Origin of the sequence: Thalassotalea euphylliae, from assembly GCF_042682785.1 — a bacterium.
Classification (GTDB): Bacteria; Pseudomonadota; Gammaproteobacteria; order Enterobacterales; family Alteromonadaceae; genus Thalassotalea_F; species Thalassotalea_F euphylliae.
Genome location: NZ_JBHUIB010000002.1, coordinates 39,539 through 66,037, shown reverse-complemented (window position 1 = coordinate 66,037; position 26,499 = coordinate 39,539). Strand labels below are relative to the sequence as shown.

The 26,499-nt window shown below is 42.8% G+C and carries 26 protein-coding genes; 8 read left to right on the top strand and 18 right to left on the bottom strand.

Features of this window, described 5'->3' with window-relative positions:
• Positions 1 to 82 precede the first annotated feature (82 nt).
• The 4 genes from ACFSJY_RS06410 (at position 83) to ACFSJY_RS06395 (ending at position 7,349) form a co-directional block, all read left to right on the top strand.
• On the top strand, positions 83 to 1,888 hold the full coding sequence (locus tag ACFSJY_RS06410; protein WP_386032367.1) for a polysaccharide lyase family 7 protein: 1,806 nt from the start codon (positions 83 to 85) through the stop codon (positions 1,886 to 1,888).
• A gap of 229 nt (positions 1,889 to 2,117) precedes the next feature.
• Entirely contained in the window at positions 2,118 to 3,167 is a 1,050-nt protein-coding gene (locus tag ACFSJY_RS06405; RefSeq protein WP_386032364.1) for an efflux RND transporter periplasmic adaptor subunit, read from the top strand.
• A 1-nt stretch (position 3,168) separates the two neighbouring features.
• A complete protein-coding gene (locus ACFSJY_RS06400) occupies positions 3,169 to 4,263 on the top strand; it encodes an efflux RND transporter periplasmic adaptor subunit (protein WP_386032362.1) in 1,095 nt (364 codons plus the stop codon).
• On the top strand, positions 4,263 to 7,349 hold the full coding sequence (locus tag ACFSJY_RS06395; protein WP_386032360.1) for an efflux RND transporter permease subunit: 3,087 nt from the start codon (positions 4,263 to 4,265) through the stop codon (positions 7,347 to 7,349). The genes ACFSJY_RS06400 and ACFSJY_RS06395 overlap by 1 nt, the downstream gene beginning before the upstream one ends.
• Positions 7,350 to 7,422: 73 nt before the next feature.
• Here the strand turns inward: ACFSJY_RS06395 and speA are convergent, their stop codons facing one another.
• Positions 7,423 to 9,396 (bottom strand): biosynthetic arginine decarboxylase, encoded by a 1,974-nt coding sequence (gene speA / locus ACFSJY_RS06390; RefSeq protein WP_386032358.1) that lies wholly within the window; start codon positions 9,394 to 9,396, stop codon positions 7,423 to 7,425.
• A complete protein-coding gene (gene speB, locus ACFSJY_RS06385) occupies positions 9,396 to 10,289 on the bottom strand; it encodes an agmatinase (RefSeq protein ID WP_386032704.1) in 894 nt (297 codons plus the stop codon). The genes speA and speB overlap by 1 nt, the downstream gene beginning before the upstream one ends.
• A gap of 285 nt (positions 10,290 to 10,574) precedes the next feature.
• On the opposite strand from speB, the gene ACFSJY_RS06380 reads away from it, so the two are divergent.
• Both ACFSJY_RS06380 and speE read left to right on the top strand, forming a co-directional pair.
• A complete protein-coding gene (locus ACFSJY_RS06380) occupies positions 10,575 to 11,537 on the top strand; it encodes an adenosylmethionine decarboxylase (protein WP_386032356.1) in 963 nt (320 codons plus the stop codon).
• On the top strand, positions 11,527 to 12,387 hold the full coding sequence (speE, locus tag ACFSJY_RS06375; protein WP_386032354.1) for a polyamine aminopropyltransferase: 861 nt from the start codon (positions 11,527 to 11,529) through the stop codon (positions 12,385 to 12,387). The genes ACFSJY_RS06380 and speE overlap by 11 nt, the downstream gene beginning before the upstream one ends.
• Before the next feature lie 152 nt (positions 12,388 to 12,539).
• On the opposite strand, the gene ACFSJY_RS06370 is transcribed toward speE, so the two are convergent.
• From ACFSJY_RS06370 to ACFSJY_RS06355, 4 genes are all read right to left on the bottom strand, one after another.
• Positions 12,540 to 13,007, bottom strand: a complete 468-nt coding sequence (locus ACFSJY_RS06370; protein ID WP_386032352.1) for a nuclear transport factor 2-like protein — start codon at positions 13,005 to 13,007, stop codon at positions 12,540 to 12,542.
• Between the two features lie 70 nt (positions 13,008 to 13,077).
• On the bottom strand, positions 13,078 to 13,416 hold the full coding sequence (locus ACFSJY_RS06365) for a PDZ domain-containing protein (protein ID WP_386032350.1): 339 nt from the start codon (positions 13,414 to 13,416) through the stop codon (positions 13,078 to 13,080).
• A 104-nt stretch (positions 13,417 to 13,520) separates the two neighbouring features.
• Positions 13,521 to 13,943: a hypothetical protein gene (locus ACFSJY_RS06360; protein ID WP_386032347.1), complete on the bottom strand. Its 423-nt coding sequence runs from the start codon at positions 13,941 to 13,943 to the stop codon at positions 13,521 to 13,523.
• A gap of 110 nt (positions 13,944 to 14,053) precedes the next feature.
• Positions 14,054 to 14,416, bottom strand: coding sequence for a hypothetical protein (locus ACFSJY_RS06355; protein ID WP_386032345.1), 363 nt, complete (start codon positions 14,414 to 14,416; stop codon positions 14,054 to 14,056).
• 537 nt (positions 14,417 to 14,953) lie between these two features.
• On the opposite strand from ACFSJY_RS06355, the gene ACFSJY_RS06350 reads away from it, so the two are divergent.
• On the top strand, positions 14,954 to 15,076 hold the full coding sequence (locus ACFSJY_RS06350; protein WP_386032343.1) for a hypothetical protein: 123 nt from the start codon (positions 14,954 to 14,956) through the stop codon (positions 15,074 to 15,076).
• Here the strand turns inward: ACFSJY_RS06350 and ACFSJY_RS06345 are convergent, their stop codons facing one another.
• From ACFSJY_RS06345 to ACFSJY_RS06295, 11 genes are all read right to left on the bottom strand, one after another.
• Positions 15,077 to 16,048: an AraC family transcriptional regulator gene (locus ACFSJY_RS06345; protein WP_386032341.1), complete on the bottom strand. Its 972-nt coding sequence runs from the start codon at positions 16,046 to 16,048 to the stop codon at positions 15,077 to 15,079. It abuts the gene before it with no gap.
• Between the two features lie 198 nt (positions 16,049 to 16,246).
• Positions 16,247 to 16,684, bottom strand: a complete 438-nt coding sequence (locus tag ACFSJY_RS06340; RefSeq protein WP_386032339.1) for an anthrone oxygenase family protein — start codon at positions 16,682 to 16,684, stop codon at positions 16,247 to 16,249.
• Positions 16,677 to 17,513, bottom strand: coding sequence for an NmrA family NAD(P)-binding protein (locus ACFSJY_RS06335; protein WP_386032337.1), 837 nt, complete (start codon positions 17,511 to 17,513; stop codon positions 16,677 to 16,679). Before ACFSJY_RS06335 ends, ACFSJY_RS06340 begins: the two co-directional genes overlap by 8 nt.
• Before the next feature lie 365 nt (positions 17,514 to 17,878).
• Positions 17,879 to 19,069: an aspartyl protease family protein gene (locus tag ACFSJY_RS06330; RefSeq protein ID WP_386032334.1), complete on the bottom strand. Its 1,191-nt coding sequence runs from the start codon at positions 19,067 to 19,069 to the stop codon at positions 17,879 to 17,881.
• Between the two features lie 245 nt (positions 19,070 to 19,314).
• Complete coding sequence (locus tag ACFSJY_RS06325) at positions 19,315 to 19,752, bottom strand: helix-turn-helix domain-containing protein (RefSeq protein ID WP_386032332.1); 438 nt, start codon at positions 19,750 to 19,752, stop codon at positions 19,315 to 19,317.
• A 100-nt stretch (positions 19,753 to 19,852) separates the two neighbouring features.
• Positions 19,853 to 20,806, bottom strand: a complete 954-nt coding sequence (locus ACFSJY_RS06320; RefSeq protein ID WP_386032330.1) for a glutathione S-transferase family protein — start codon at positions 20,804 to 20,806, stop codon at positions 19,853 to 19,855.
• 105 nt (positions 20,807 to 20,911) lie between these two features.
• The gene (locus ACFSJY_RS06315) at positions 20,912 to 22,168 is read right to left on the bottom strand and encodes a serine hydrolase domain-containing protein (protein WP_386032328.1); all 1,257 of its coding nucleotides are present in this window, start codon (positions 22,166 to 22,168) and stop codon (positions 20,912 to 20,914) included.
• Positions 22,169 to 22,195: 27 nt separating this feature from the next.
• Positions 22,196 to 23,077, bottom strand: coding sequence for a DUF5700 domain-containing putative Zn-dependent protease (locus tag ACFSJY_RS06310; protein ID WP_386032326.1), 882 nt, complete (start codon positions 23,075 to 23,077; stop codon positions 22,196 to 22,198).
• Between the two features lie 212 nt (positions 23,078 to 23,289).
• The gene (locus ACFSJY_RS06305) at positions 23,290 to 23,451 is read right to left on the bottom strand and encodes a DUF2798 domain-containing protein (RefSeq protein WP_465323370.1); all 162 of its coding nucleotides are present in this window, start codon (positions 23,449 to 23,451) and stop codon (positions 23,290 to 23,292) included.
• 92 nt (positions 23,452 to 23,543) lie between these two features.
• Positions 23,544 to 24,074: an NADPH-dependent FMN reductase gene (locus ACFSJY_RS06300; protein WP_386032323.1), complete on the bottom strand. Its 531-nt coding sequence runs from the start codon at positions 24,072 to 24,074 to the stop codon at positions 23,544 to 23,546.
• Between the two features lie 40 nt (positions 24,075 to 24,114).
• A complete protein-coding gene (locus ACFSJY_RS06295; RefSeq protein WP_386032321.1) occupies positions 24,115 to 24,870 on the bottom strand; it encodes a pirin family protein in 756 nt (251 codons plus the stop codon).
• 286 nt (positions 24,871 to 25,156) lie between these two features.
• On the opposite strand from ACFSJY_RS06295, the gene ACFSJY_RS06290 reads away from it, so the two are divergent.
• Positions 25,157 to 26,065, top strand: a complete 909-nt coding sequence (locus ACFSJY_RS06290; protein WP_386032319.1) for a LysR substrate-binding domain-containing protein — start codon at positions 25,157 to 25,159, stop codon at positions 26,063 to 26,065.
• A 46-nt stretch (positions 26,066 to 26,111) separates the two neighbouring features.
• On the opposite strand, the gene ACFSJY_RS06285 is transcribed toward ACFSJY_RS06290, so the two are convergent.
• Positions 26,112 to 26,480 carry a hypothetical protein gene (locus ACFSJY_RS06285; protein ID WP_386032317.1) on the bottom strand — a complete coding sequence of 123 codons (369 nt, stop codon included), beginning with the start codon at positions 26,478 to 26,480 and terminating at the stop codon, positions 26,112 to 26,114.
• Positions 26,481 to 26,499: the final 19 nt, after the last annotated feature.

Below are 26,499 nucleotides of genomic sequence, written 5' to 3'. Positions count from 1 at the left end.
CGATCAAACATCAACAAGTTACCACGAAGAAATTTTGGTAATACCAATTTATTTTTTAATAGTTAACAATCAAGGCGAAATAATGAAAAAACACAACAGCCGCGTTCAACGCGCAATCGCTTTATGTTGTTTGTCTTCAGCATTATGGGGGACGCTAGCAAGTGCTACATCAGTAGATATTCAAAATGCTAGCTTCGAAAACAACTGGGACGGATGGCAAGACACTGACCCATCAGCCATTTCGAGTGACGCTTATAGCGGTACAAAATCAGCGAAAATATCAGGTTCTTCAGGTGCGTTTTCACAGTCAGTACCTGTAACAACCAACACTGACTATGTATTAACTGCGCACGTAAAAGGCGGCGGAAAGATTGGCGTATATGTTGGTGGTTCAACCCTATCTGCTACCGCAGTAAATAGCAGCTACGCTCCGATTTCCGTTAATTTCAACTCAGGAAGTCAGACCCAAATTACCCTTTTTGGCGAATATTATAGCCAAGAAGGTCGATTTGATGATTTTACATTAACGGCCACAAGCTCTGGTGGAACCGGCGGTGATTCAGGCGGCAATACAGGCAGTACTGGGCAATGCTCTGACAGCAGTAACCTTGCTGTTACATCCGCTACAGACAATGGAACTAATGATGGTCACGGCCCTGCTAATACCATCGATGGCAACTTGGCAGATGAATCTCGCTGGTCGTCTAATGGCTCAGGAAAATCTATTGTTTATCAATTAAATAGTGAAAGCACTGTAACTGCTTTGAACCTAGTTTGGTTTAAAGGCAATAGTCGTACATCATTTTTTGATGTAGATACATCAACCGATAACAATAATTGGACGTCAGTCCTTACCAGCGGTCAATCATCAGGGAGCAGTTCAAGCTATGAAACTGTTGATGTTATCGATTCTTCAGCCAAGTATGTGCGCATTACTGGCTATGGAAACTCTTCAAACACATGGAACAGTATCATTGAAACACAAATTCTGGGCTGCGGAGAAAGTGGCGATAACGGTGGTGACAATGGTGGCGGTAACTCTGGTGGTGGTTCACCTGGCAATATAAATATCGAGTTAAATGATTGGTACCTTGGCGTACCTGTTGATAATGACAACAATGGTAAATCAGATTCAATCAGTGAGAACGACCTCGTCAATGGTTACGAACATCCTCAATGGTTTTATCGTGATAATGACGGAGCGTTAGTATTCAAAGCCCCGATTGATGCGCCAAAAACATCAACTAACACGAGTTACACTCGTTCTGAACTGCGTGAAATGCTGCGCCGAGGTGACACCAGTATTTCAACCAAAGGAGTGAACAAAAATAACTGGGTGTTCTCAACCTATTCTGCTTCGGATCGCAGTGCGGCAGGCGGCATTGATGGCGAGTTAAAAGCAACGCTTAAAGTTGATCATGTCACAACAACGGGTAGCAGTAGCCAAGTTGGCCGTGTCATTATTGGTCAAATCCATGCGACGAATGACGAACCTGCTCGCTTGTACTATCGCAAGCTTCCAGGGAATAGCAAAGGCGCAATCTACTTGGCGCACGAACCAATAGGTAAAAGTGACGAGTACTATGACATGATAGGCAGTCGTTCAAGTTCTGCGTCAAACCCAAGCGACGGTATCGAGCTTGGCGAAGTGTTTAGTTACTCGATTAAAGTAGTTGGTAATTCGCTGACAGTCACAATTTATCGTGACGGGAAAGCTGATGTTGTTCAAACCGTTGATATGAGTAATAGTGGCTACCACACAGGCAGTAACGAATACATGTACTTCAAGGCAGGTGTTTACAACCAGAATAACACCGGTAATGGCGATGATTATGTGCAAGCAACTTTCTATGAAATAGTAAATACGCATGATGGCTACAACTACTAGTTAACGCCACTGAAAAAAGGTCGCTTTAGCGGCCTTTTTTATCACTTTTCCTTTGCAGCAAAAGGACTTAGTTGCAAAAAATAACGAAATACTTCTTTAAGTGAATAATTGGTTACTGATATCCTGAATTCTCTAATAAATTTAGTTATTTGTTGGAAAAATGTCATATCTCTTAACTACACTGAGATAATAAAAACAAAACATCTCTACCTTCAAAGGAGTACATGCAATGCAAATGCATCGTAAAGCGATCGCCAGCGTGTTTGTCATGCTGTTTGTCGTAGCATGTGGCGGTGAAACGGAAGTGGTCACTAAAGAAGTCGTTCGCCCCGTCAGATTACTACAAATTGATTTAATGCATACCAAAACGCATTCGTTTCCAGCCCGCGTTGAATCAAGTAAGCAAGCCAACTTATCATTTCGAGTCCCCGGCAAAATTAGCAAATTTTCGGTGCGCTCTGGCGAAGACGTTAAGGCGGGTCAACTGCTAGCACAATTGGTACCGGTAGACTACGAAGCAATTAGAGATGCGCAACAAGCTTCATACAACTTGGCAAAAGTGCAACATGATCGCTCTGAAGCGTTAATTAAAGACTTCCTGATTTCTCGAGAACAATTCGATAGCACAAACACCGAACTTCAGGTTCGGTACAACGAATTGGAACAAGCAAAAGCAAACCTCGAGTATACGCAACTTTTTGCTCCCTATGACGGTGTTATTGCCGCCACCTACTTAAAAGACTTTGAATACGCCCAAGCTTTGCAGCCAGTGATGTCTATTCAAACAGAAAACTCTATTGATATCGTGATAAACCTACCCGAACGATTAGTTAACGCAATGCAGCGTTCGAAAGTAAGAGAGACTCCCCAACGCGTTACTTTTCCTGTCGATTTAGAAAAGAAATATACGGCATCACTAAAAGAAGTAGAAACAGTTGCCGACTCTGAAACAGGCGCATTCCGAGTGGTTTTCACCATGCCGCAACCTGCAGATCTCAACTTGTTACCGGGCATGGCAGCAACGCTTTATGTTGACCTAGTGTTAGGCGATAAAGCGCTGATCCAAAAAATTCCGCCAGCAGCTATTTTGGAAGAAAACGGACAACAATTTGTTTGGGTGTATAACGATGGCGGCGTTGAAAAACGTGCCGTGGAACTTGATGAAAACTTAAACCTAATATCTGGACTTGAAGATGGCTTCAGAATAGTTGCCGCAGGTGCAAACGAACTGACAGCATCAACGAAAGTAAAACCTTGGGTGAAGGAACGAGGATTATAAGATGAAACAGCTAACCAAATCTTTCGCCACAGTACTAGGAACCGCACTTTTTTTATCAGGATGTAGTGAAGTGACTTTTCCGGCACCTAAAACCCCGGTCATTGAAGTGCAGAAAGTGCCTGAACTAAAAACTAGCCGCATACAAAGCTACCCTGCTGTTATTCAAGCAAGTGACTTGACCACATTAAGCTTTCAGCTCAACGGTGAAATTGTCCAATTAATAGCGACTGAGGGAATGCGTGTCAAAAAAGGTGATTTGCTCGCTAAGCTTGATGACACTACCTATAAACTTTCCGTCAGTGAAGCTAAAGCTAAAGTCGAGCTGTCAAAAGTGAGAGCGCAACGTGCCAAAGCTATGGTTGAACAAGGCAATATGGCAAAGAGCACGTTTGACGAGCTTAATGCCCAATACGAGCAAGCAACTGCAGCATTGAAATACGCGAAAATTCAGCTTGATTACGTTGAACTGCACGCACCTTTTGACGGTATCATTTCTACCGTCCACGTAGAAAACTATCAAGCCACTAATATTGGCTCGCCAGCCATCAGTATGCACAAAAGAGAAATGGTAGAGGTTGTCGCTACTCTTCCTGATTCATTGGTGGCGGCTATCGACCGTGACAACGTAGAAGCGCGTAACATGCAAATCCCCGTTAAGCTTGACGCATACCCAGACGATAATTTCATTGGGCACTACAAAGAACATACGGCACAGCCTAGCGACGAAAATCGTAACTTTATACTCACACTCGAAATGCCATTTAACCCTGAAAAACCAGCTCTTCAAGGCATGCCTGGTAGTATCACGCTTGATTTAGCATCACTGGAACGTAAACAAATTAGTCACTCTGTCGTGCCAATGGAGGCACTATTACTGCCTGACTCACTCACCAGCGAACAACCTAAACGCATTGTATGGCGAGCTAATGGAAATAAAGTAGAGCCGGTTAAGGTGCTAGTGACTCGCCTTTCGGCATTGGGCACGGTTGAGGTAAAAGGCGATATTCGTCCAGGTGATTTAGTGGTGACCAAGGGCTTGCAGTATCTCGAACCCAATATGGAAGTGACAATAAAAAATAGCGGGGAGACCTTGTAATGAACATCGCTGAATACTTTATTAAGAACAAAGTAATAAGCTGGGTATTCACGCTTATTCTACTCATTGGTGGTACGCAAGCGTATTTCTCGTTAGGGCAATTAGAAGATCCCGCATTTACCATAAAAGAAGCGCTGATCAATACCAGCTATCCTGGCGCCTCGCCATTGCAAGTGGAAGAGGAAGTCACCTACCCTATTGAAAAGCAACTAATGACGCTCCCCTACGTTGAGGAGATCACGTCTATCAATAGCCGTGGTCTTTCGCAAATTAAGGTCGAAATGAAAAACATTTACGGCCCTAATGAACTTCCACAAATTTGGGATGAACTGCGCCGAAAGGTTAATGACCTTAAACCATCACTTGCTCCTGGCGTAGGTGAACCACAGGTTATTGATGATTTTGGTGACGTATACGGCATTATGTGGGCTGTCACCGGAGAAGGCTTCAATTACCAAGATTTATCAGACTACGTCGACTTTTTAAAACGTGATATTGAGCTTATTGAAGGCGTATCGAAAGTTGCTGTCGCTGGCGAACAACAAGAGACCGTTTTCATTGATATTTCTGCCAACAAACTAGCAACGCTTGGTATTGCACCCAGCAATATTTATCAAACACTTAGCACACAAAACACCGTGCAACCTGCGGGTGCTATTTCTACGGGAACAGAATACATTTACCTGCACCCTACTGGCGAATTTAAATCAGTTAAGCAGCTGGAAGACCTCATTATTTCTTCGCCTGGTTCAGGCAAGTTAATTTACCTGAAAGATGTTGCCTCTATTAGCAAAGGTTACAGCGAGGTCCCGAGTAACCTAATCAACTTCGATGGTAAAGAAGCGATCAATATCGGTGTATCTTTCGCTTTTGGTGTTAACGTTGTAGAAGTCGGTCAACGAATTGAGAAACGTTTACAAGAATTAGAAAAATATCGCCCTGCAGGCATTCAGATTGGCGAAATTTACAATCAGCCTAAAGAAGTAGATAAGTCGGTGGCATCATTTATGATGAACCTGATTGAAGCCGTGGCTATTGTTATCGTCGTTTTGCTTGTCTTTATGGGGTTCAAGTCAGGCGTACTAATTGGCCTGATTCTCTTCTTGACGGTACTTGGTACCTTCTTAGTCATGAGCTTCTATGGCATCGACTTACAGCGAATATCCTTAGGTGCACTGATAATCGCCTTAGGTATGTTGGTTGATAACGCCATAGTTATTGTCGAAGGGATACTCATAGGACAAGCCCGAGGACAGTCCAAGCTAGAAGCGGCAAAAGGCATTGTTAAACAAACCATATGGCCACTTTTAGGGGCCACCGTCATAGCCATTATGGCATTTGCACCTATTGGCCTATCGCCTGACTCAACGGGTGAGTTTGCTGGCAGTTTATTCTGGGTACTGTTTATTTCACTCTTCATGAGCTGGATTACGGCCATTACGTTAACGCCATTCTTTGCCGATATGTTCTTCAAAGAAACACCAAAGAAACTGATTGGCGACGGTGAAAACGGTGATGACGATGACCCATACAAAGGCGCAATATTCGTTTTCTACAAAGGCTTCTTAAACGTATGTATGCGTTTTAAGGGGCTAACAATTGCGGCGGTTGTCGGCTTATTTGTATTGTCAGTGTTAGGCTTTGGCTTGGTTAAACAGTCGTTTTTCCCGCCTTCAACAACCCCAATGTTCTTGATTGACTTATGGATGCCGGAAGGTACCGATATTAGACATACCTATGATATTACCAAAAAAATTGAAGCGGAAATCCTCACCTATGACGTTGTCGAGCATGTCACGTCAACAACAGGTCGAGGCGCCCAACGCTTTATGCTGACCTACAATGCAGAGCGAAGCTACGCGAGTTATGCACAAATCATTGCTCGCGTCGATGAGTTCGACTCGGTAATACCATCAATGCAAAAAGCGCAGAAGTATTTAGACGAAGAATACCCTGAGCTGTTGACCAAATTTAAGCGTTTAGAAATTGGTCCGTCGCCGCCGGCTAAAGTCGCTGTTGAAATTACAGGCCCCGATCCTGATGTACTGCGCGACCTTTCTACCAAAATGCTGAAAATATTCCGTGACGCGGGTGGTACTGTCAACGTGCGCCATGACTGGCGCGAGCGCACAAAAGTCGTTGTACCAAACTTCAACGAAACACAGGCTCGTCGTTTAGGTATTACCAAGGCGGATGTCGACAATACCTTGCAAATGAACTTGTCTGGTTTGAGTATCGGCTTATACCGTGAAGGCACATCGTTACTACCGATTGTTGCACGTGTTCCTGAAGATGAGCGCTCTACATCAGCGTCCACTATTCGTATTTGGTCACCTCGCTACAATCAATTAGTACCGATTAGCCAAGTGCTCGATACCGCTGAAGTTGAATATGAAGATCCGCTTATTATGCGTTTAGACAGAAAACGTATGATCACCATTATGATGGACCCTGCGTTTGACTCTGACGAAACGGCTGCATCGTTGCGAGCACGAGTATTAAAAGACGTCGAAGCTATCGAAATACCGGATGGTTATGACATGCAATGGGGCGGTGAATATGCTGATTCTAAAGATGCATCTTCCGCCATATTTGCGTCACTACCTTTGGGTTATTTGATCATGTTCTTGATCACAATATTCCTGTTTAATTCGGTTAAGAATCCGTTGGTCATATGGGCATGTGTCCCATTAGCGCTAATAGGTATCGTCTCGGGCCTATTGGTACTTAACAAGCCATTTGGCTTTATGGCCTTGCTAGGCATGCTCAGTTTATCGGGTATGCTGTTGAAAAACGGTATTGTTTTGCTCGACCAAATCAACTCTGAGTTAGCGGACGGCAAAGAACCTTACCAAGCCGTATTTGATTCTGCGGTCAGTCGTGTTCGCCCAGTAAGTATGGCAGCAATTACGACAATTCTCGGTATGATGCCGCTGCTCGTTGATGCTTTCTTCGAGTCGATGGCGGCGGTAGTCATGTTCGGTTTAGGCGTTGCAACCGTACTTACCTTGATTGTGGTGCCTGTGCTTTACTGCATTATTCACGGTGTTAAGTATCGACCGCTTGAAGAGATTTCCAAAGGCTAATGCCAGGAAAATTATTGAATTAAAAAAGCCGCTGATAGCGGCTTTTTCTTTAGTTGAACGGAAAACTCGCTACTTATTTTAAGTAGGTGTAACCATCTAAACAATCTTCATAGAAGTCAATCCAGTTCACGCCTTCACGCGGCTTAATTCTTCCGCGCTGAATTTGTTTGTCGATTTCCTTTTTCACCATCTGCGCCATAATCTCAGGCGTGTATTGCATGGTAGAGAGTACATTTTTTACCGATGAGCCTTTAACAACCTCTTCTATATAGAAGTCTTTTGGATCATCATCATAACTGACAATATGTACCTCATTTAGGCGACCAAACAAGTTGTGCATATCCCCCATCACATCTTGATAAGCGCCAGTCAAAAACAAGCCAATAAAATAGTCTTCATCGTCTTTTAATTGGTGCATAGGGATATTACTGGCGACGGTATCTTCACCAATGAAATGATCAATTTTGCCATCACTATCACAGGTAATATCAACCAAACTACATAGCCTAGAGGGCTTCTCATCTAAACGTGAAATCGGCACAATCGGCAAGACTTGATCAATTGCCCATGAATCAGCAGCAGACTGGAACACGGAAAAGTTTGCCAAGTACTGCGAAGACATCATTTCGGGAATTTCTTTAAGCTCTTCTGGCACAAACTCTTCTGCACTCGCAAGCGCATCTACTCGGCCAAGAATACGCCAATACAGTGTTTCTATTTTAGCCATTTCTTCTAGTGACAAAATGCCTAGCTTAAAGCCTTGCATCGCTTGCTCTTTCAGCTGAGCAATGTCGTTGTATGCTTCTTGGTAATTTGCAGCGCTAAGCGAGTTTTCGATATCGCGCATGTTGGTGACAATAATGTGTTCACCCGTTTCCTTACGCGTATTGTATTCCGCACCGCTAGGATGAATTTCACCAATCACTTTGGTAATCACACAAGAGTGATGGGCGGTCATCGCTCGCCCACTTTCACTTACTAAGTGAGGATGTGCCACGCCTTCTAAGTCACAGCTTTGTTTAAAGCCATAGACAATATCGTTAATGTACTCTTCCAAGCCGTAATTACACGATGAGTCGTTTGTTGATTGCGAGCCATCATAATCAACAGCTAAGCCACCACCTACATCAACGTATTCTAACGGCACGCCCTGCTTAACTAGACGTGCGTAGATAAGCGACGCTTCTTGCACGGCTTCTTTGATTGAGCGAATGTCCGTTAGCTGGCTGCCAATATGAAAATGCAGCAGCTTAACTGCTTCTGTCAGTCCTTCTTGCTCTAGTAGCGCCACGGCATTAAGAATTTCAGCTATGCTCAAACCAAATTTAGCACGCTCGCCACTTGAGCTTTCCCACTTGCCGCGACCTTTTACCATCATCTTAACCCGCAGGCCAATGATTGGCTCAATGTCTAGCTCTTTTGATAGCTTAATGAGTTTCGTCAACTCACTAAACTTCTCAATAACTATTACTATTTTGCGATTGATCTTGCGACCCAATAGCGCCAAACGCAGGTATTCTTCGTCTTTATATCCGTTGAGTATAGTCAGTGAATTTTTATTGGTATTGTATGCCAGAGCGGCTATAAGCTCAGGCTTTGATCCCGCTTCTAAACCATAGTTAAAACGTGAGCCAGCATCGACAATTTCTTCGATAACTTCACGCATTTGATTTACTTTGACCGGAAAAACCCCTAAATAGCGCCCTTCGTACTGCGCCGCCTCAATCGTGTTTCTAAAGGTTCTGTTAAGTCTTTCTACTTGCGAACGCAATATGTCATGAAATCGAACAACCGCAGGAAACTCAATACCTTCTGCGACCATTTCGTCAACAATTTCACGGAGATTAATTTTAAGTGTTGGTTGGTCATAGCGAGGAGTGACTTCGACATTGCCGTGATCGCCCACAGCAAAATAACCATCGCCCCAACGCTTTACGCGATAGACTTTTTCGGCATCATCGATAGACCAACTCGAACTTTCTTTACTTTTATCTTCAACATTGTGAGCGGCATGACGCTGGTGCTCAGGCAAATTATCTCTACTCATCACTGATCTCTCGACTGCAGGCATAACAATAACTCTCTAACTACCTTCGCCGCGAAAACGTCACTGTTACCCGTGCTATCAATTTCTGGCGATAACTCAACAACATCGCAACCAATAAAGTGTTTATCACGCAAAATTTTGCATAAACTCACAAACGAGTGAAAGTCCTCGCCACCCGGCTCTGGCGTGCCTGTACCCGGAAAAAAACTGGGGTCGAAGTAATCTAAATCTAAGGTTAGATAAATAGGTCTGTCTGCCGGTATCGCTGCAACGGCTTCAAGAAATTCAATACGGCTTTGTTTAATGGTACCGTGCGTTTTCATCCACTCGTATTCATCTTTTGTCCCTGAGCGAATGCCATACTGAATCAAATCATTCGCGTCAGTAAAGTGGTCTGTTACACGTCGAATTATAGATGCGTGAGAATAGTGGTAACCCAAGTAACCATCACGTAAATCGGCATGCGCATCTAAATGCAACAACACCATGTTTGGATATTCCTTCAAATGCCTGACAATTGGCGCATAAGAGATAGAGTGCTCGCCACCAATGGTCATCACTTTTACGTCATCATCAACGAGTGAGATGTTCTCAAACAGTTGATTAAATGCCGTTGAAGCGCGCTCAAATTCAGCTTTAATGTGCTCAGGCTTTGACTCTTCTGTGATTGCCGTATCGATAGGTAAATTGCCAAGATCAGCAAAACATACATCTTCTAAATCAGCATCTAAATAGGGAGAGTAAGACTCTATGCCGTCAGATACCGCGCGCAAGGCATTTGGCCCTGACTTAGTGCCCTTTCGAAAACATGCCGTACCGTCAAATTCAAACCCCACAATATGGGTTGCACTGCGATAAATGGCAGGCTGCTCTAGCGACCACTCAAAAGGGATTGGCGCTGCCGTTAATTCAACATCAATTTCTTTAAGTTTCGACACGTAACTAGTCCGAAGTTATTTTTCGCGCAATTATGCAAATATTCCCGCTAAAGTATAGTATTTTTTGCATGATGCTATGCGATGAATATCTGAACCACCCGCCCTGTTCCAATAGTGCCCTAGACAATAAAATTTCGCTGGTAAAAAAAGCCATTTAGGCGTAAAAAATTACTGTTGAAAAACGAAAAGTTGTTTGTAAAATAGCGCACCCTTTCGTGCCGTGCTTTTGAGGGCATAACATTGTTTTTTGAAGGTTCAGAAAAAAAAGCCGAAATTTTAGTTGATGCAAATAAAATCAACCTGTTAACAGATATAGACAATGCGTTTTGGTCAAAATTAGTAGAGTGCTGTCATGCACAAATTCTCTCTTCTATTGAGAACCAACACTGCAAAGCATTTCTATTGTCGGAATCTAGCTTGTTTGTTTGGCAAGACCGCTTCTTAATTTTAACCTGCGGTGAAACACATCTCGTCAATTCAGTAGAATATTTCCTGGCAAACCAAGGCAGTGACCTGGTAGAACACGTTATTTACCAACGTAAAAACGAATATTTTGCTCAAGCGCAACCTAGCTGTTTTGGTGACGACATTAAAGTGTTGACCAAGTTCGTTGAAGGCAAAGCCTATCGATTCGGTGAACTTGATGGTCATCACACATATATATTCCATCAAGACAACCACTTTAAAGCTGTCGAAACCGATAAAACCTACGAATTACTTGCCTATCAAATCAGTGCAACAGCGTCTGAACATTTGACGCAACCTAATTTGAGCAGTGCTGATATTCGCGACTTTTTATGTATTGAAGCGCTTCTACCAGACTTTATTATCGATGACTATGTGTTTGAACCCTACGGCTACTCGCTTAATGCAATAAGAGGACACGAGTACCTCACGATTCATGTCACGCCGCAGGCTGACAGCAGCTACATTTCGTTTGAATCAAACATGAATTTAGTTAAATTAGCGCCGAAAATCTTAGCGGTGCTTCAACCTGCTTCGTTTGATTTACTCAGTTTCAATGAACAAGATTTTGCCGAACAAGCCATCGCACACATACCAGAGCAATATGTGAGTAACGCATTAGTAAACAGCACACTATCTAACGACTACATCGTTCATTTCGCTAATTTCATTCAACCCAAACAAGCCTATAAAACACCGGTTGAATTAGACATTTCAGGAGAAAATCATGCACTCTAATTTATGGGTTGAAGAGAAGTTTCAAGACTATTTAGGTTTGAAGTTTAAAGTGGAACAAGTGCTTTTCTCTGGCAAAAGTGAGTTTCAGACGGTCGATGTTGTAGAGACAAAAGGCCACGGCAAAATGTTGTTGAATGACGGGCTAATTATGGTGACTGAGCGAGATGAATTCGCTTATCACGACATGATCAGTCACGTGCCGTTGTTCGTGCACCCAAACCCTAAGAATGTACTGGTCATTGGTGGTGGTGACGGAGGTACCGCGCGTGAAGTTATTCGACACAGTTCTGTTGAAAAATGCACCATGGTTGAAATTGATGGCATGGTAGTCGACGCATGTAAGGCGCATATCCCACAAACGTCATGCGCGCTTGACGACCCACGCATCGACCTTATCATCGGCGACGGCGTTCAGTTTGTTAAAGAAACAGCTGAAAAGTTTGATGTGATAATCGTTGACAGTACCGACCCTATCGGCCCTGCACAACCGCTATTCGGTGAAGAATTTTATCAAGATGTTTACAACTGTTTAGCCGACGACGGCATAGTGGTGTCACAAGGTGAATCTTCATGGTATGCCATGGATATTCAGCAGTCATTACTAAAAGTATTAAATGCGGTATTCCCAAAAAGCTACTTGTATAGCTTCAGCAACCTAACCTACCCAGGTGGCCTGTGGAGCTTTACGTTTGCAACCAAGAAGTATCACCCAGTAAACGATTTTAATGCAGAACGTGTTGAGCAAAGCGGTCTTGAGTTTGATTACTATAACGCGCCGCTTCACAGCGCATCTTTTGCGTTGCCGACCTTTGCTAAGAAAGGGTTAGCTGGCCTTATCGACAACGACTAGTTCAACGCCTCTACAATTGAAGTAAAAAAGGAGCCAATTGGCTCCTTTTTTTAGCTAGTTGATTACTTAGCATAGTGATGTAACTCTAAGAATCTGTTTGCCTACAGTGAGGCTCACAGATATTAAAGTTTCAAAATGCTAAGCTCTGAGCTCTATTCGTGATATTTGCGAATGACAGCCACTTTTCCATCTTCAATTTCTAACACTTCCATCATCGTTTGAGAGTACTCAATAGGCTGGTTATTTTGAGGATGAATGCCTTTGGCATAGTTTTTATACCTAATAGCAACGGCCGATTGATTAAAAGTAAATACGTCCAACAATTCAGCTTGGTATTCCGTGTGAGCACCTAGATAAAAAGTCATGCCTTTACGTTTATCCTCCTTACCCGATGGTAAGCGAGAGTCATCTGTAACCCAAGGAAGATGAGAGTGACCAACATCGTCGGTCAATAGTGCTAAATATTCTTCTAATTCTTTTTCAGTCGCTGCGGGGGCTTGGGTTGCCACCATTTTGTCAAAGTACAACTTTGCAAAGGCATTGAGATCTATTTTTTCTTCATTAGCGAATAACGAACTAGAAAATAAAACAGTAAATGAAAGTATCAATAACGTTTTCATAAGAACTCCTTTTCTGCGATGCAATAGTTATTTAGCGTTAGCTGCCCAGCTTGCGCTGCGCGCAATATTTTTACTGTAAGATTACTTCTGCTTGGTAAGCTTCACCGTTTGGCTTTAGCATACTAAGAATCACAACTTCACCTACATTTTTTTGTAATGCTTCTTTGGCAATAGAAGCTGAACAGCCAGGAATTTTACAGCCATCTATTGCGACAACTTCATGACCTATTTCAATGCCTTGTTTTTCTGCCGAAGAGTCTTTAACGACAGATTTAATGGTTGCTTTGGTTACTTCAGGGCTAAAGAACCCAGAAACACTGACATCCATTTTAAACCCTTTTTCGCCTTGAGAATCTGCAAAAACACTAAAAGCAATGATAGTAAACCAAAGTATAACGATTGATCTCATGTAAATTTCATCCTTAAAAATAACGCCCCAATAAGGGGCTAATAATGCTTGGCTAAATTGTGTAGCGAAGCGGAACAGAGCCAAGCTTAAGCAGTCCCTTCACTTTATTGGCTTGTTATACGTAATTTACGCCTACGTTTAATCAATTCTTTTACATACTGATCTTGCATAAGCCAATATATTTCAATGATATAAATTGGACTAGTTAATAGCATACCTAAGAAAAAGCTCTCGTTGAAAATAATCTTAAGGGGATCATATGCAAGCCAAGAAATATATGTAAAGCAGGTAAAAATAAAGACAAAAAACCTAGCTTGTGAACTATTCAATTGATACTGAACTGATGAAGCACACCATCTTTCATATTTTATTTTTCGGAGAGTTTTGGCTAAACGCTTTCTTAAAGCTGATTTTAAGACAATAGGTATTTTCTTAAATATCCACGCTACAGCTAAACCTACTAGTATGAAGAATATTCCATTAAACCACCAAGCAGGATCACTTAAATTAGTGATGATTTGTTGCATAAGTTCCCTTTACGTATAACGGCCCAATAAGGGGCTGATAAATGCTTGGCTAAAATTAGTGAAGAATGAGCGCTAGCCAAGCACTAGACGTCCCATCCAAAATTGACTTGTTAATTTCCCCTAACATACTCAACTATAAGGAAAATACTGCCCAAGTACAAACTAATAGCTGAGATTAAAAACGAAGGCGAACCATAAAAGCCCATAAATAATGCAATAGTAAGTGAAGTGCATCCAGCACTGACAGAGTAAACAGAAAACTGGCTGATTTTCGGGTAACAAATGACGGACATGACCGCAACAGATAGAGCTATTATTCCTACCGTTATAGTTGAAATAACAAATAATGAAGGAAGATCGCGAAACGTATCACGAGCAAAAATCATTAAGCCTAAAAGAGATATTCCAAGCCAGTGAAAACCTGCTGGTAATATTAGCGCTATTAAAACACCTTTCTTGAAATTTATGTTCATGCTTCCCAGGGGAATTTAACAATTTAATAGTTAGCGATTGGGTCGTTTTCTAGCAGCAACCATCTCATTTTTGTTCTGCTGATATTAGTATCAAACTAACCAAGATACTAGCAACCTGCTCTAGCTTCATTAGAACCTATCCAGTTCTAGATTGGAATGGTCAACTGATCATTCCAATCTAGATCTGGATTTTCTGTATTTGGGGATTATTGATAATTCAAGATGTTAGAAAGGGCCAATTTTATGATTCTAGATTGACGAATCTTGAATTCTAGTATTAAGCTGGGTTTCTGTATCACATTCTAGTTTATAGCTGGATTTCTGTAATTCAAAAATCAAATAACCAACCCACTGCAACCTATTAAATAATTTAATATTTTTTATTAAATTATTACCGTTACAATCGACATATTGTGAAAATCTCTGATTAACAACATAGAGCGTATATCCACTGCTCACTTCGAATTTGTTTGTGAACGAAAATTCAGTGCCATTTTCAGATATTTGAAAAGCGAGTCTGTGATCTCACCAAAATTTTTGAAAAACCTGAAAATGGCTGAAGCAAGAGATATGTATGGTGAAGTGATATCTGAGCATCTAAGCGAAGCAATGATTTACCAAGCCGACCAGCACTTAAACCTTCTCATTGAACTTATCTAATCAAAAAGATGTTTGATAAGCCTTTCTTATTTCATTTGGACTTTGACCAATAACCTTTTTAAATGCCCGAGAAAATGCAGCCTCCGACTGATAGCCTATATCCAGTGCGATAGCTAATATGGAATCTTTGGATAATTGTAACTTTGAATAAGCCAACGACATTCTCCACTCAGTTAGATACTCCATAGGCGTATTGCCCACTAATCGTTTGAATTGTTGTGCGAAGCTCGTTCGTGACATACCGACTTTCTGCGCAATTTCTTCCAAAGACCAATGATGATCGGGAGTTTCATGAATGATCTTTAGCGCATTACCAATTCGGTCATCCTCCAATGCCCCCAGCCATCCCACTTTTTCATCGTTAAGTTCGAGTAAATATTGGCGCATAGCAGTTATCACTAATATATCAGAAAGACGGGCAATAACGCCCTCGGCGCCCACCCCGATATTGTTTGTTTCAGCTTTGAGTAAGCTACTAATATTGCCGATAATATTGCTGGACGTTTCAGCATCTCGGCGAATCACAATATAGGATGGTAGAACCCCCAGAAGCTTAATTGCTAAAGGATGCTGAAAAAGTAAAACCCCACAGACCATATCTGTACGCGCACCAGCCCCACCAAAATCCAGTGTTTCATAACGTTCCGTTACGGCTTGTATGGGTAATTCGCTTAACGGTGTATAGGCAATACAACGGCCATCACTTAACGTATGCCCCTCCCCTTTAGGAAAAAGAATAAAGTCCCCGCTATGGAGCTGAATTTCAGTGTCACCTAAATGAAACAACGCACTCCCGTCTACAACGATGTGATACATCATGCAATTGCTCATTGGCGGCATACTAAGTGCCCATGGTTTTTTTAGAGCAGACTGGGTGAAAAAAGCACTTTCCATGCGCAGGCTATCTAACAACTTACCAATTGGCTCGTCTTTGATTGTGGCATTGATTCGGTTTTTGTAGTCAAAACTCATCGCTTCGCTGTCCTTTGACGCTCAGATAAAACAGGCTTGAGAAAAAGATTAGCATCATTCAACAAAATAAACAGCTTGCCAAGAACACGCCTCCCTACAAAAGATTCGAGCGGTTGTTCCGCTAGCACTCTTACTTCAACACTTACTATTTACTCACCAAAATTGACAGCCCCTTTTAAAATCTTGGCCTTGACAAGATTAAACAGATATGAAAAAACCTGAGCTAACCGCACTAGCGGTTCTCACATGATTCCAGAACACCCACTTAGCAAGATAGGCTTGCCAAACGTGAGGCAAGGTATCTTTTGATGCGTCTCTAAGTCTGTTATTCAACGGGACATTGTAAACGGCTGTGACCAACGTTGTGCCAATGACAAAAACCAGGCCCGCAATCGACTGAAAACCTGAATGAGACACAAAGAAGTACAGACCTGCAAAACCTGATAAGAAAAAACAGGCTAAAAAAAGCGGATTCAGGATCTGCCTGTTAATTTCTATCATCGTATTTGCACCATCACGCCGCGTCGATAACGCCAGCATAACTGTGTTGCTGAAAGTAAAGTACAAGCCCACCATGATTATCATCGATAGTTGAAGCAGCGCTTCAACTATCGCAATTAAGCTTGTATCACCCATGCTGAACTCCAGTAAATGCCTCAACATTATCAACGATAAAGTCTTTAAACTGCTTTGCTGGTCGTCCCAATGCACGCTCCACACCATCGGAGGTCTGTTCGTTTCTACCATCCAGCACTTCTGTAAATAGATACCTCAGCATTTCAATAGCCTTCGGATCAACACCGCTGTTTTGCATAGTGGAAACAAACTCATCAAGGGTCACCTGAGTAAAGTGCACAGGGCGTTGAAGTACCTCAGTAAAGGTCTCAGCCAGTTGTGAAAAACTCAGCAATTCCGGACCTGTTACCTCATACAAGTGACCGTTGTGTTTGGGGTCTAACAAAGACGCGACCACCACGTCACAGATGTCGCCAACATCGATGAACGGTTCTGTAACCAGCCCAACGGGCAATGCAATGTCACCTGCTTCGATAAAATCACGAAACATACCTTCACTAAAATTCTGATTAAACCAACTCGCTCTTACTATCGTCCAATTTAGCCCCGAAGTTTTCACAATCTCCTCACAAACTTGAGCAGCAGGCTCACCACGACCAGATAACAGCGTAATATGTTTAACGCCCCTTATTCTAGCCAGTGCACAGAACTTGGCAATGTCATCAGGTGCTTCAGGGATCGCGAGATCAGGGTAGTAAGTTAAATAGACAGCATCTACACCAATCAGTGATGCGGCCCAAGTTTCAGGAGCTCGCCAATCAAAATGAATTTCACCATTTCGGTTTGCACCTTTTACATCCGAACCTAGTTCATTAAGTTTTCTATGTACTCGCGCACCCGTTTTACCTGTTGCGCCGATTACCAGATATTTATTTGTAGTTTGTTTCATCAAGTCGTCACCCTTATATAATTAAGACAAGATCACTTTAGCGAAAACCAATAGACCAAAATTTACTCAGCGTATGGGTTTCTTTGCACATCGTTCCGATGTTTGATTGCGTGGTTCAACAAGCTGAAAAGTGTTAAAGCAGCCATGTCACTAAATAGCTGTAATCGATGAAAATAGAATTAGTTCGAGCGGTATCCTGCCGAGTTTTTCAAACCCGGAAGGCTAATTTGTCGCTAATTGAAGACCGATGAACGTTGGGTAAGAACTCCTCTCGATAGTACCGTCCAAGATGCACTCACCTGTTATTCGGCCAGGAGTTTCAGATAACTATTTTCCAAGGTCATCAATATTGGATGACTCATGAATCACTGCATTGACAATCCGGGTAACAGATTAGATGTGACTTTTTTACATTCAGCACGGAGGTGAAGACAAAACTCGAACTCCCCTACCTTTGATGCCATATCAAGCCACTCATCGACAGTAATCTCTTGCGACTTTATTCCATTAATCGAACTGATTTCCGTACCGATGCTAAAATTCAGAGCTTGTGCTGGCTGGTCTGGAGACGTGTATCCAACGATAAAGTTTCCATTTTGCAGTTTTCTCAATTCTAACCCTAATAAATTGTGCTGGCTTTTAAAGGTATGACCTTCACGTGTCACGAAACCCAATTGCATATTCGGATAATCAACAATAATTTCGTATTGGCTCAATAAGGCACTTCCGAGCGTCCAGAAATCGTCTTCTTCTTCGTCAATAATATTGGTCAGTACATTTGAAAACGTAAGACTGCCGACTTCTACGAGTGGCGTGTTAGCTTTGACGTGTAAAGCCATTCCACTGAGGCTATATCCAGCTGACCGTATTACAGGACTAGGAAGAACCTTATCACCATCAAAGTAAGCATCATTGATGCTCATGTGATATCTACTTCCGGTGTCTAGGATGACATCGCGCTCTAAAACATGGTCAGAAAAAGTAATCTTAACGGGGAAGCTTATTTTTCCGAAAAACGTATCAAACGGCACCCAGACAGGGTCTTTGTCAGCTAACGATTCAGGCAGTTGTTTGTAAACAGAAACCTGATTTACATCTCTATCGAAATGCCAAACCAGTCCCTTTAAAATATCATTGCCGATGACGCCATCAAACCCTGCCTGGTCTGGGCGGATAAAAAATTGCGTTTTTGAAAGTGGAATATAACCGAAATTGACATTGTCAAAAGCAATGTTATCGACGATTAGCGCATTCACTTCGGTCTGGAACGCAGTAGAATACTCGTGCCCTCCGAAACCACCAACCTTCAGCTCGTATCCTTGCGTTAACTGCAACGTCTTCACGTTTGGAGTGTCAAACAGCATCGAGATTGAAGAGCCAGTATCGATAAGAAACTTTAGTTTTGACACGCCATCAATAGAAGCGTAGATATAGGGCTTGGCGTAAACATAGTCAGCGTCTGGCTTGGCAACGGAATGAGACTCTTTCCATACTGGCTTCAGGTCGTTGTTGGCATTCATCAAGCGCACTTTGTTCACTACACCGCACCCGCCCAACGAAAGACCCAATGCAATGATTAAAATCATAAAACGAAAATTCTGCATTTACTTCATACTCATTTAGTTGATATCGGTGACTGATCATATTTTGAAAAATCAAACAGGAATTCACATTGCGTACTTTTTCAATTGCAGATAGTTCAAGTTTCGACAACTGCCTGGAAGCAAGAAAAGCCCTTCAAAAAAATCGTCCCGATTTTACCGGAGCGATTTAAACGTATGTTTAGGTTCAGTATGAGTCTTTACCACATCCTTTTTTTGTCTACCCAATGAACCGCAGCAGCAAACCAGCCTGTCGCTATCAGGTACAGGCTGAGCCAGGTTACTGCCGACAGTGCAGCAGTGTCGCCCCAACCACCGTTTAAATAAAACGCTGCGCCACAAAAAAGCAGCAGTACAACACTTAAGATGGCCGGTTTCCTCTCTTTAAAGCCCAGAAGCCCGAAAGACACCCACAATGGCACTGATTGCCAATCTTCAGATTTTTTATCTATCATTTTCAATCTCTCTGTAAGTTTAGAAACATCAATTTCAAAAACAGAGGCTAATGACTTAAGCGTTTCTTGACTGGCAGGATTGCCAGCTTCAACTCTTTGAATCGTCCTCAAACTAAGCCCGGCCATATTCGCTAGCTGCTCCTGTGACCAGTATTTCTTTTCTCGTAGTTTCTTAACAATCATCAGCTCTCTGTCTCTGCGGAATGAAAATTAGTAACAACTGCGAACTCTCGGTGACGACATTGTTGCGTCAGCCATGCGTCAGTTCATAAAAATCAGACACTTAGTCAAAATTTGTTGAAGGCCCAATAGGCACAATACCGTTAGGATTGAGTGTCTTTATTGAGTAATAACCTGCCTTTATGTGCTCGATATTGACTGTTGTGGCTATGCTGGGGATGTTAAAAATGCGATTCATATAATGAAATAGCCCAGGCATATCTCTGATTAGATTGCGATTACACTTAAACAGCCCGTGGTAAGCAGCATCAAACCTTATCAAGGTGACAAATAGGCGAATATCTGACTCTGTGAGATCGCTTCCATGCAAGTAATCCCTTCCATCCGAGAGGCGTGCCTCTAGCTCATCTAACGCTGAAAACACGTTGCGATACGCTTCATCGTATGCCTGCTGTGAAGTGGCAAACCCCGCCTGATAAACCCCGTTATTAAGGCTTTTGTACATGTACTCGTTCAACGCATCGATGTCAGCTTGCAAGTGAGACGGAGACAAATCAGGCCCTTTATCAATCATAACGGCAAAGGCTGAGTTTAGCATTCTTACGATATCAGCGGATTCATTGTTGACGATGGTCTGGTTCTTCTTATCCCACAATACCGGCACTGTGGCACGCCCAGTGAATTCTGGGTCAACTTTAGAGTAAATCTCATGCATGAAAGCAACGTTATTGAATGGGTCGGACTCACTCTCGGAAAATCCGCCAAATTGCCATCCTTGGTCACCTAATTTAGGGTTCACCACGGTAACTGAAATAATATCCTCTAGGCCTTTTAGAGCCCTCACCATCAACGTCCTACTTGCCCATGGGCAAATGTAAGCAACGTATAAGTGATAACGATTTCGCTCTGCTTTAAAACCACCAACCCCAGTAGAACCTGCAGAGCCATCGGGCGTAATCCAATTGCGAAATGAAGACGATTGTCGAATAAACCTACCCTGTTCGTCTTTTGACTGAACGGGCTGCCAATTTTCTTTCCACACACCTTTAACTAACATGGCAGTTCTCCTATTTAATGAACCAACTCTGAGTTGGTAGTCTGTTTGCTTTAGCAGTTCGCTTCACGATAACTGAGTTGTCTGAATAAACCGGCTGTAACGCTGTTATCGTGAAGCTCTTTTTGTGACCCTGAAGTAAACGACGAGCAAGATTATCCAGCCCAATGAGCCAACTACTATGGGCAGTACTGAAGAGTTAATTGCTCTGTCGAAAAAAATGAAATCTGGTTTACCGCTTTGCCACAACACCCATTCGAACCCTATTTCTGACGCTAAGGTCTTATGACCTGACACTAATGCAATATAAGCATCACCTGACACAGGGTTTATCCTGATACTGGTATTGATGGCAGGGTCATTGCTGCCATCGTGCCCTATGACAAATCGATCATCTGCTAGAGGTGCATATAGCATGGCCCCCAGCCCCCATATCGGGGCCCCCATCGCAGTCGCCATTGTGGTAGACAGTGCTTCTACTAATTGCGGCTCTGCAATAATTGACTGAAATAATGCAACTAAATCATTAGCTGATGTATTCATTGCCGTTGCAGCAGATGAAGCATATTGAAATGGAGGTAACTGTTGACCATGACTATCGTAAACGGGTGTACTATTTTCTGAGGATTCAATGACATTAAAATGAGACCGCGTTAAACCTCTTGGCTTCAAAATATTGCGCGTAACCCATGACTCATAGCTTTCACCAGTAACTTCTTCTACAAGTAATTCGAGCAGCAAATAACTTCCACCCGAATACTTAAATTCACTACCTGGCTGAATACCTACTTCCAGACGCTTTTCACCACTTGAGCTACGGGGGTTATTCAGGGTCTCAACTAGACTGGGCAAGCTTTCTTCTACTGTGTAGTCACCAAATCCTAAACCATCGGTCAGCCCAGCCGTATGGCTCAACAAGCGAGCAATTGTGACTTGCTCATGGTTAAAGTTACTGGGAGGTAAACGCCAGCTCGTAATATAGGTATCAACTGACTCTTCAAGCGCTATTTTTTGTTGCTGGGTCAGGGTGTGAATGGATAAAGCCGCAATAAGTTTACTCATTGACGCTGCTGGAAACAAAGTGTCTCCATTGACAGCTTGAACCTTATCCGCATCGTCGGAGGCCGCACTTTGATAATGGCGCTCAACTACCTTTCCTTCTTCAATAAGCACCAAAACACCATTGCCTATCAAATTATCCGACATCACTTGTTTCGAGTAGGTCATAAACGCTTTATGGTCATTTTGTGCCGCAACAGGTGTCATCCATAAACCTTCAAACGACAGCAGTAAAGCTGCTGGTATCCAAAGTACTGCTGGCACAAACACAAATGCGACTTTAGTCAATTTGTTCAGTATCTTCATTTTGAAATCCTCACTTTGTATCGACTGTTATTTTAGGTTTGAACGCCTATAAATTGCTGTTGCATCATCAAGCGTCAATAGCTCCAGCAATGTGCCTCCACCTTTGATGAAAGCCTGGGCGAGTTTGAAGCCAACCCAATACCCCATATCCATCGGCTTACCTTCCACAGGTGTATAGAACCAGGGCGCGTAATCGTATGACTGCATAACCGGTTCAAACGACTCCAAAAGTTCACTACCCTTCCTTTCACCAAACTCTATGCGCGCATCATCCAGTATGTAGTCGTCATCCAGCAGTATATCTGCGACATAATCGGCACTCCCTTCCAGCAGTGAGATTTCCAGAAGATTGAAACGGAAATCGGTTCTCGTGGTAAGCCGATACTGAACTACATGCACAAGCTCATGGGCCAGATAGTTTTCAAGGGTGAGCGCAGAATCAACCGAATCTTCGCCCGAGGCACATATCATCTCCAGACCCAATACAATCGCTTTCGGTGACGCCGTCGCTGCAGTGTTACCCGCGCCAACAACGCCATAAGCTTTTACATCGCTTAGCGAAACACCCGTAAGCTTCGTCAACTTTGCTTTTAAATCATTGAATTCAGATGCAAGGGCAGTAAGTGATGCTGCACATTGCTGCAATGCGACCCAGTCTTTTTCACTGAGTGAAGCGTAGAAATGCTGCAAGTTTTCAGCATTTTGAAATCGTCCTCGCAACATCGCCAGGCCACCAGTACCGTTAGCCAGAAGCTGTTCATTCAATAGCTGTTCAGGCAACGTGGGTGATGTCTTTTTTAATTCAATCAGTTGCGTAACTGCCGATGTATTAATGGCATTACTTGCTGAAACAGTAGTAAATGCTAGCAAAGCAGCTAAGCCGAAAATGGATGTAAGTATCTTTTTCATATTTATCTCAAAATTAAAATAAGATTGTCTGAATAGTCTAAGAAGTAACCAGAGCAAAATATTTGCTAGTCGTTCAAAAGACTTAACAATCAGTCCAAGATCGCAAAAGGTTCTGAATTGCACCACTGATACTTACCAGATAGCTCTCTGGCGGTGACTGCGAGCCTATTTTTCAGAACATTGAGCCCGTCGTTTCAACAAAGACCACGTATTCATTCGTTCGCTATAATTCTGGCAACCAGACGCTGCGTCAGTGGCACTACCAGCAAACTCACAGGAAAAGCCACCACCATGGCAATGCCCCATGCCCTGGGCCAATCTAAAAGAACCTCCGTCAGACTCGTTGAATTGAGCACCAACATGCTCAATGACATGACACCTGACATCAGAAACGACATGACAAAAGCAAACGTATGAAACTGAAATTTTTTCGGTATCATTTTCCACCTCATCATCTGGTCTAAAACTACTTGTTTTCGATAGTTGCTACTGCAGCCTTCAACTGAGATAAGAGCTCAAGGTTTGTTAGCTCACCTTTCTCAAGGTCAAAGTTGTCGTAGAAACTGGGAATTGATAGAAACGCTAATACGTTCCCTTTGAAAAAATGTGCCGATTCAGTGGCTAAACGTAATACGCTGCTCGCTCCTCCAGGCCCCGGAGATGTTGACAACAAAACGATCGGTTTTGATTGATATACTTCCATGTTTTTGCGCGATGCCCAGTCGAACAAATTTTTGAATGCAACGGTGTAATTACCATTGTGTTCAGCAAATGAAATCAGCAAAGCATCAGCTTCTGCAATCTTGTTGAGAAATCGACTAGCAGCATTGGGAATACCGTGCATTTCCTCCAGATCGCTACTGTAAATGGGCATTTCGTAGTCGTTAATGTCCAGGACCTCTACTGTATAATGCTCCAATAGTGATGATGCATATGTCACAAGTAACTTATTGATAGATTTGCGGCTGTTACTTGCCGAGAAAGCGAGTACATTCATGTTTTTCTCCGAAATTAAAGTTAAGAAATATCAATATTGATTAAGCTATTTGCCCGAATTTTCCTGCTGCGAAGTTAGCTTTGACCTGCCCAATTTCTGCATCAGACCCCATAATGAATGGCCCATTTTGCACGTAGGTTTCTTTCGTAGGCTTGCCAGCAAACAAGACAAAATGCGCCATATTAGGACCCGTATTAAGAAGATGGATTTTAGTTACGGTGTCAGTTGAAACATCTGATATTGCCAGGGCCTGACCGGCGAAAAGATTAACCTGTTGACCTCCAATCAGAATCATGAGCTCCCCTTTTACAACCGTAATCCAGCTGTTTTCACCCTCCCTCAGTTGGTGAGAGAAGGATGTGTTTGAAGCAATGAATCCATCTAGAATGGTCATCGGTAATGCGGGGGATTGGTGCCCACTAGTCTCATTACTTTCACCTAGCACGATTCGAACACGACACCCTTCGCATTCGATAACAGGCATATCTTGTGATTTAACATGCAGAGACTCTGGCGCGCTATTTCTCAACGCCGACGGCAAATTTATGAAGACTTGTAGTCCGTGGATCTTTGAACCTTCGCGTGGCGATTCATCATGGATGGCACCAGAGCCTGCTTTAAGCCAATACAAATCGCCAGGCATGATATCGAAATCATTTCCCAGTGAATCCCTGTTGTGGAAAGGTCCTTCACTGTCTTCAAATATAACGGAGACGGCAGACATACCAGCATGTGGGTGAGCACCAAAAGTAGGCTTGGTCATACGATAATGATCAACCATGACTAACGGATCCATTGCTCCCGCAAAATCCTTATCCCGGAACGACAGCGCCTCAAACCCTTTTCCGATAGAAAAGGATTCACCAGACCTCACCAACGTGACACTTGGTACTGGAGCTATTCCGTCAGCGGTGTTAACTGACAATGTGTTTAGTGAATTCATTTGCTCATTCCTGTTTATGTTTGCGAACTGATGGAATGATTCTAGCTATGGAACGATAGCATTGTATAGATAGAAAAATTGAAACATACGTCCTATATTTAGAACAATAGAGTGAATATTGTGAGATGTTGTACAAAAAATGATTGATTTAAATGACTATTATTACTTTGTTCATGTAGTCGAAAAACGGGGCTTTACATCTGCGGCAAAGGCGCTAAACATGCCTAAGTCTCGTTTAAGTCGCCATGTTTCGAAGCTGGAAGAACGGCTGGATATAAAATTGATTCAGCGAACATCACGCCAGTTTAACGTCACCGAGACAGGTCAGGTGTTCTACCGCCATGCTCGCACTCTTTTGGACGAAATGGAAGCCGCAGAAGCGGCTATCGAAAGCAGAAAAACGTCCTTGAGTGGGCGTGTAGCAATAAGCTGTTCAATAGGCGTTGCACATTTTGCTATCAAAGATCTACTTGTTAAGTTTCTCAAGGAACACCCTAAGGTCGAACTTATCCAACAAGTAACCAATCAGAACGTCGATTTAGTCTCTAAGGGCATAGATATGGCAATACGCGGACACACTGAAGCACTGCCTGACTCTAGTATCATACAGAGGAGCCTATCAACTTTTTCGTGGTATTTGTTTGCAAGCTCTGCGTATCTGGAAAAAGCAGGTACACCCCAAACGCCCTATGACTTGTTTAAGAGGCAGAGTCTGAAAGTCGGATGGCAGCCAACTGCTGGTCATTGGACGCTGCAAAATAGAGAAGGTGTTAAAACGACCGTGCCCTTCAGCCCTCAGCTTTGCAGCGATGATATGGGCACATTGAAAGAGGCCGCAATTGAAGGCATGGGCATCGTCAGCCTACCAGCTTACACTTGTCGAAAAGAAATTGAAAACGGCTTACTGAAAAGGATTTTACCTGACTGGTTTTCAGGTAAGGCTCAACTCAGCTTACTTACACCTTCGCGCAGAGCGCAGTCGCCTGCAGCAAAAGCGCTTAGCGAATACTTAGTTAACAGCGTGCATGCTAAGACTAGAGACGAGTAACGGTTGTACATCATTAACTTCATAGTTTGAAGGAAGATGCGAAAAACTAGTCCACAGCGTACCACTTCATTTCATAGGGGCTAAGCGTAGAGTAAAAGCCAACATGACGCGCATATGGACGCAGCGTGATTGTATTGGCCTTAGGATCGGGCCTCTGAGCCTGGATACCATCGATTTGTGCATATACGTTGTCGCCAATAATACTGATGAATCCAGCATCCATCAGGTGCTCCACAAAGCCAAGATTCATATAAATCCGAATTGTTTTACCTTCTCTGATTGCCTGAATAAGGTCTTCCAGTGATCCCCAAACTTGCTTAGCTTCTTTGCTCTGGTGGTAAAGCAGGTGTGGTTTGGCTTCTACATGTGTGCTCAACAGTGTAACTGCCAATAGTAGTAACAGACGTTTTTTCAATTGACTCTCCTTCAGTTAT

Coding starts and splice junctions, on each gene's coding strand:
- ACFSJY_RS06400 (WP_386032362.1), top strand. CDS start 3,169: ATGAAACAGCTAACCAAATCTTTCGCCACAGTACTAGGAACCGCACTT.
- ACFSJY_RS06310 (WP_386032326.1), bottom strand. CDS start 23,077: ATGAAAAAGATACTTACATCCATTTTCGGCTTAGCTGCTTTGCTAGCA.
- ACFSJY_RS06355 (WP_386032345.1), bottom strand. CDS start 14,416: ATGAACATAAATTTCAAGAAAGGTGTTTTAATAGCGCTAATATTACCA.
- ACFSJY_RS06370 (WP_386032352.1), bottom strand. CDS start 13,007: ATGAAAACGTTATTGATACTTTCATTTACTGTTTTATTTTCTAGTTCG.
- ACFSJY_RS06410 (WP_386032367.1), top strand. CDS start 83: ATGAAAAAACACAACAGCCGCGTTCAACGCGCAATCGCTTTATGTTGT.
- ACFSJY_RS06405 (WP_386032364.1), top strand. CDS start 2,118: ATGCAAATGCATCGTAAAGCGATCGCCAGCGTGTTTGTCATGCTGTTT.
- ACFSJY_RS06360 (WP_386032347.1), bottom strand. CDS start 13,943: ATGCAACAAATCATCACTAATTTAAGTGATCCTGCTTGGTGGTTTAAT.
- ACFSJY_RS06300 (WP_386032323.1), bottom strand. CDS start 24,074: ATGAATGTACTCGCTTTCTCGGCAAGTAACAGCCGCAAATCTATCAAT.
- speA (WP_386032358.1), bottom strand. CDS start 9,396: ATGAGTAGAGATAATTTGCCTGAGCACCAGCGTCATGCCGCTCACAAT.
- ACFSJY_RS06315 (WP_386032328.1), bottom strand. CDS start 22,168: ATGAAGATACTGAACAAATTGACTAAAGTCGCATTTGTGTTTGTGCCA.
- ACFSJY_RS06305 (WP_465323370.1), bottom strand. CDS start 23,451: ATGTCATTGAGCATGTTGGTGCTCAATTCAACGAGTCTGACGGAGGTT.
- ACFSJY_RS06325 (WP_386032332.1), bottom strand. CDS start 19,752: ATGATTGTTAAGAAACTACGAGAAAAGAAATACTGGTCACAGGAGCAG.
- ACFSJY_RS06395 (WP_386032360.1), top strand. CDS start 4,263: ATGAACATCGCTGAATACTTTATTAAGAACAAAGTAATAAGCTGGGTA.
- ACFSJY_RS06295 (WP_386032321.1), bottom strand. CDS start 24,870: ATGGATCCGTTAGTCATGGTTGATCATTATCGTATGACCAAGCCTACT.
- ACFSJY_RS06345 (WP_386032341.1), bottom strand. CDS start 16,048: ATGAGTTTTGACTACAAAAACCGAATCAATGCCACAATCAAAGACGAG.
- ACFSJY_RS06320 (WP_386032330.1), bottom strand. CDS start 20,806: ATGTTAGTTAAAGGTGTGTGGAAAGAAAATTGGCAGCCCGTTCAGTCA.
- ACFSJY_RS06340 (WP_386032339.1), bottom strand. CDS start 16,684: ATGGGTGATACAAGCTTAATTGCGATAGTTGAAGCGCTGCTTCAACTA.
- ACFSJY_RS06365 (WP_386032350.1), bottom strand. CDS start 13,416: ATGAGATCAATCGTTATACTTTGGTTTACTATCATTGCTTTTAGTGTT.
- ACFSJY_RS06290 (WP_386032319.1), top strand. CDS start 25,157: ATGATTGATTTAAATGACTATTATTACTTTGTTCATGTAGTCGAAAAA.
- speE (WP_386032354.1), top strand. CDS start 11,527: ATGCACTCTAATTTATGGGTTGAAGAGAAGTTTCAAGACTATTTAGGT.
- ACFSJY_RS06335 (WP_386032337.1), bottom strand. CDS start 17,513: ATGAAACAAACTACAAATAAATATCTGGTAATCGGCGCAACAGGTAAA.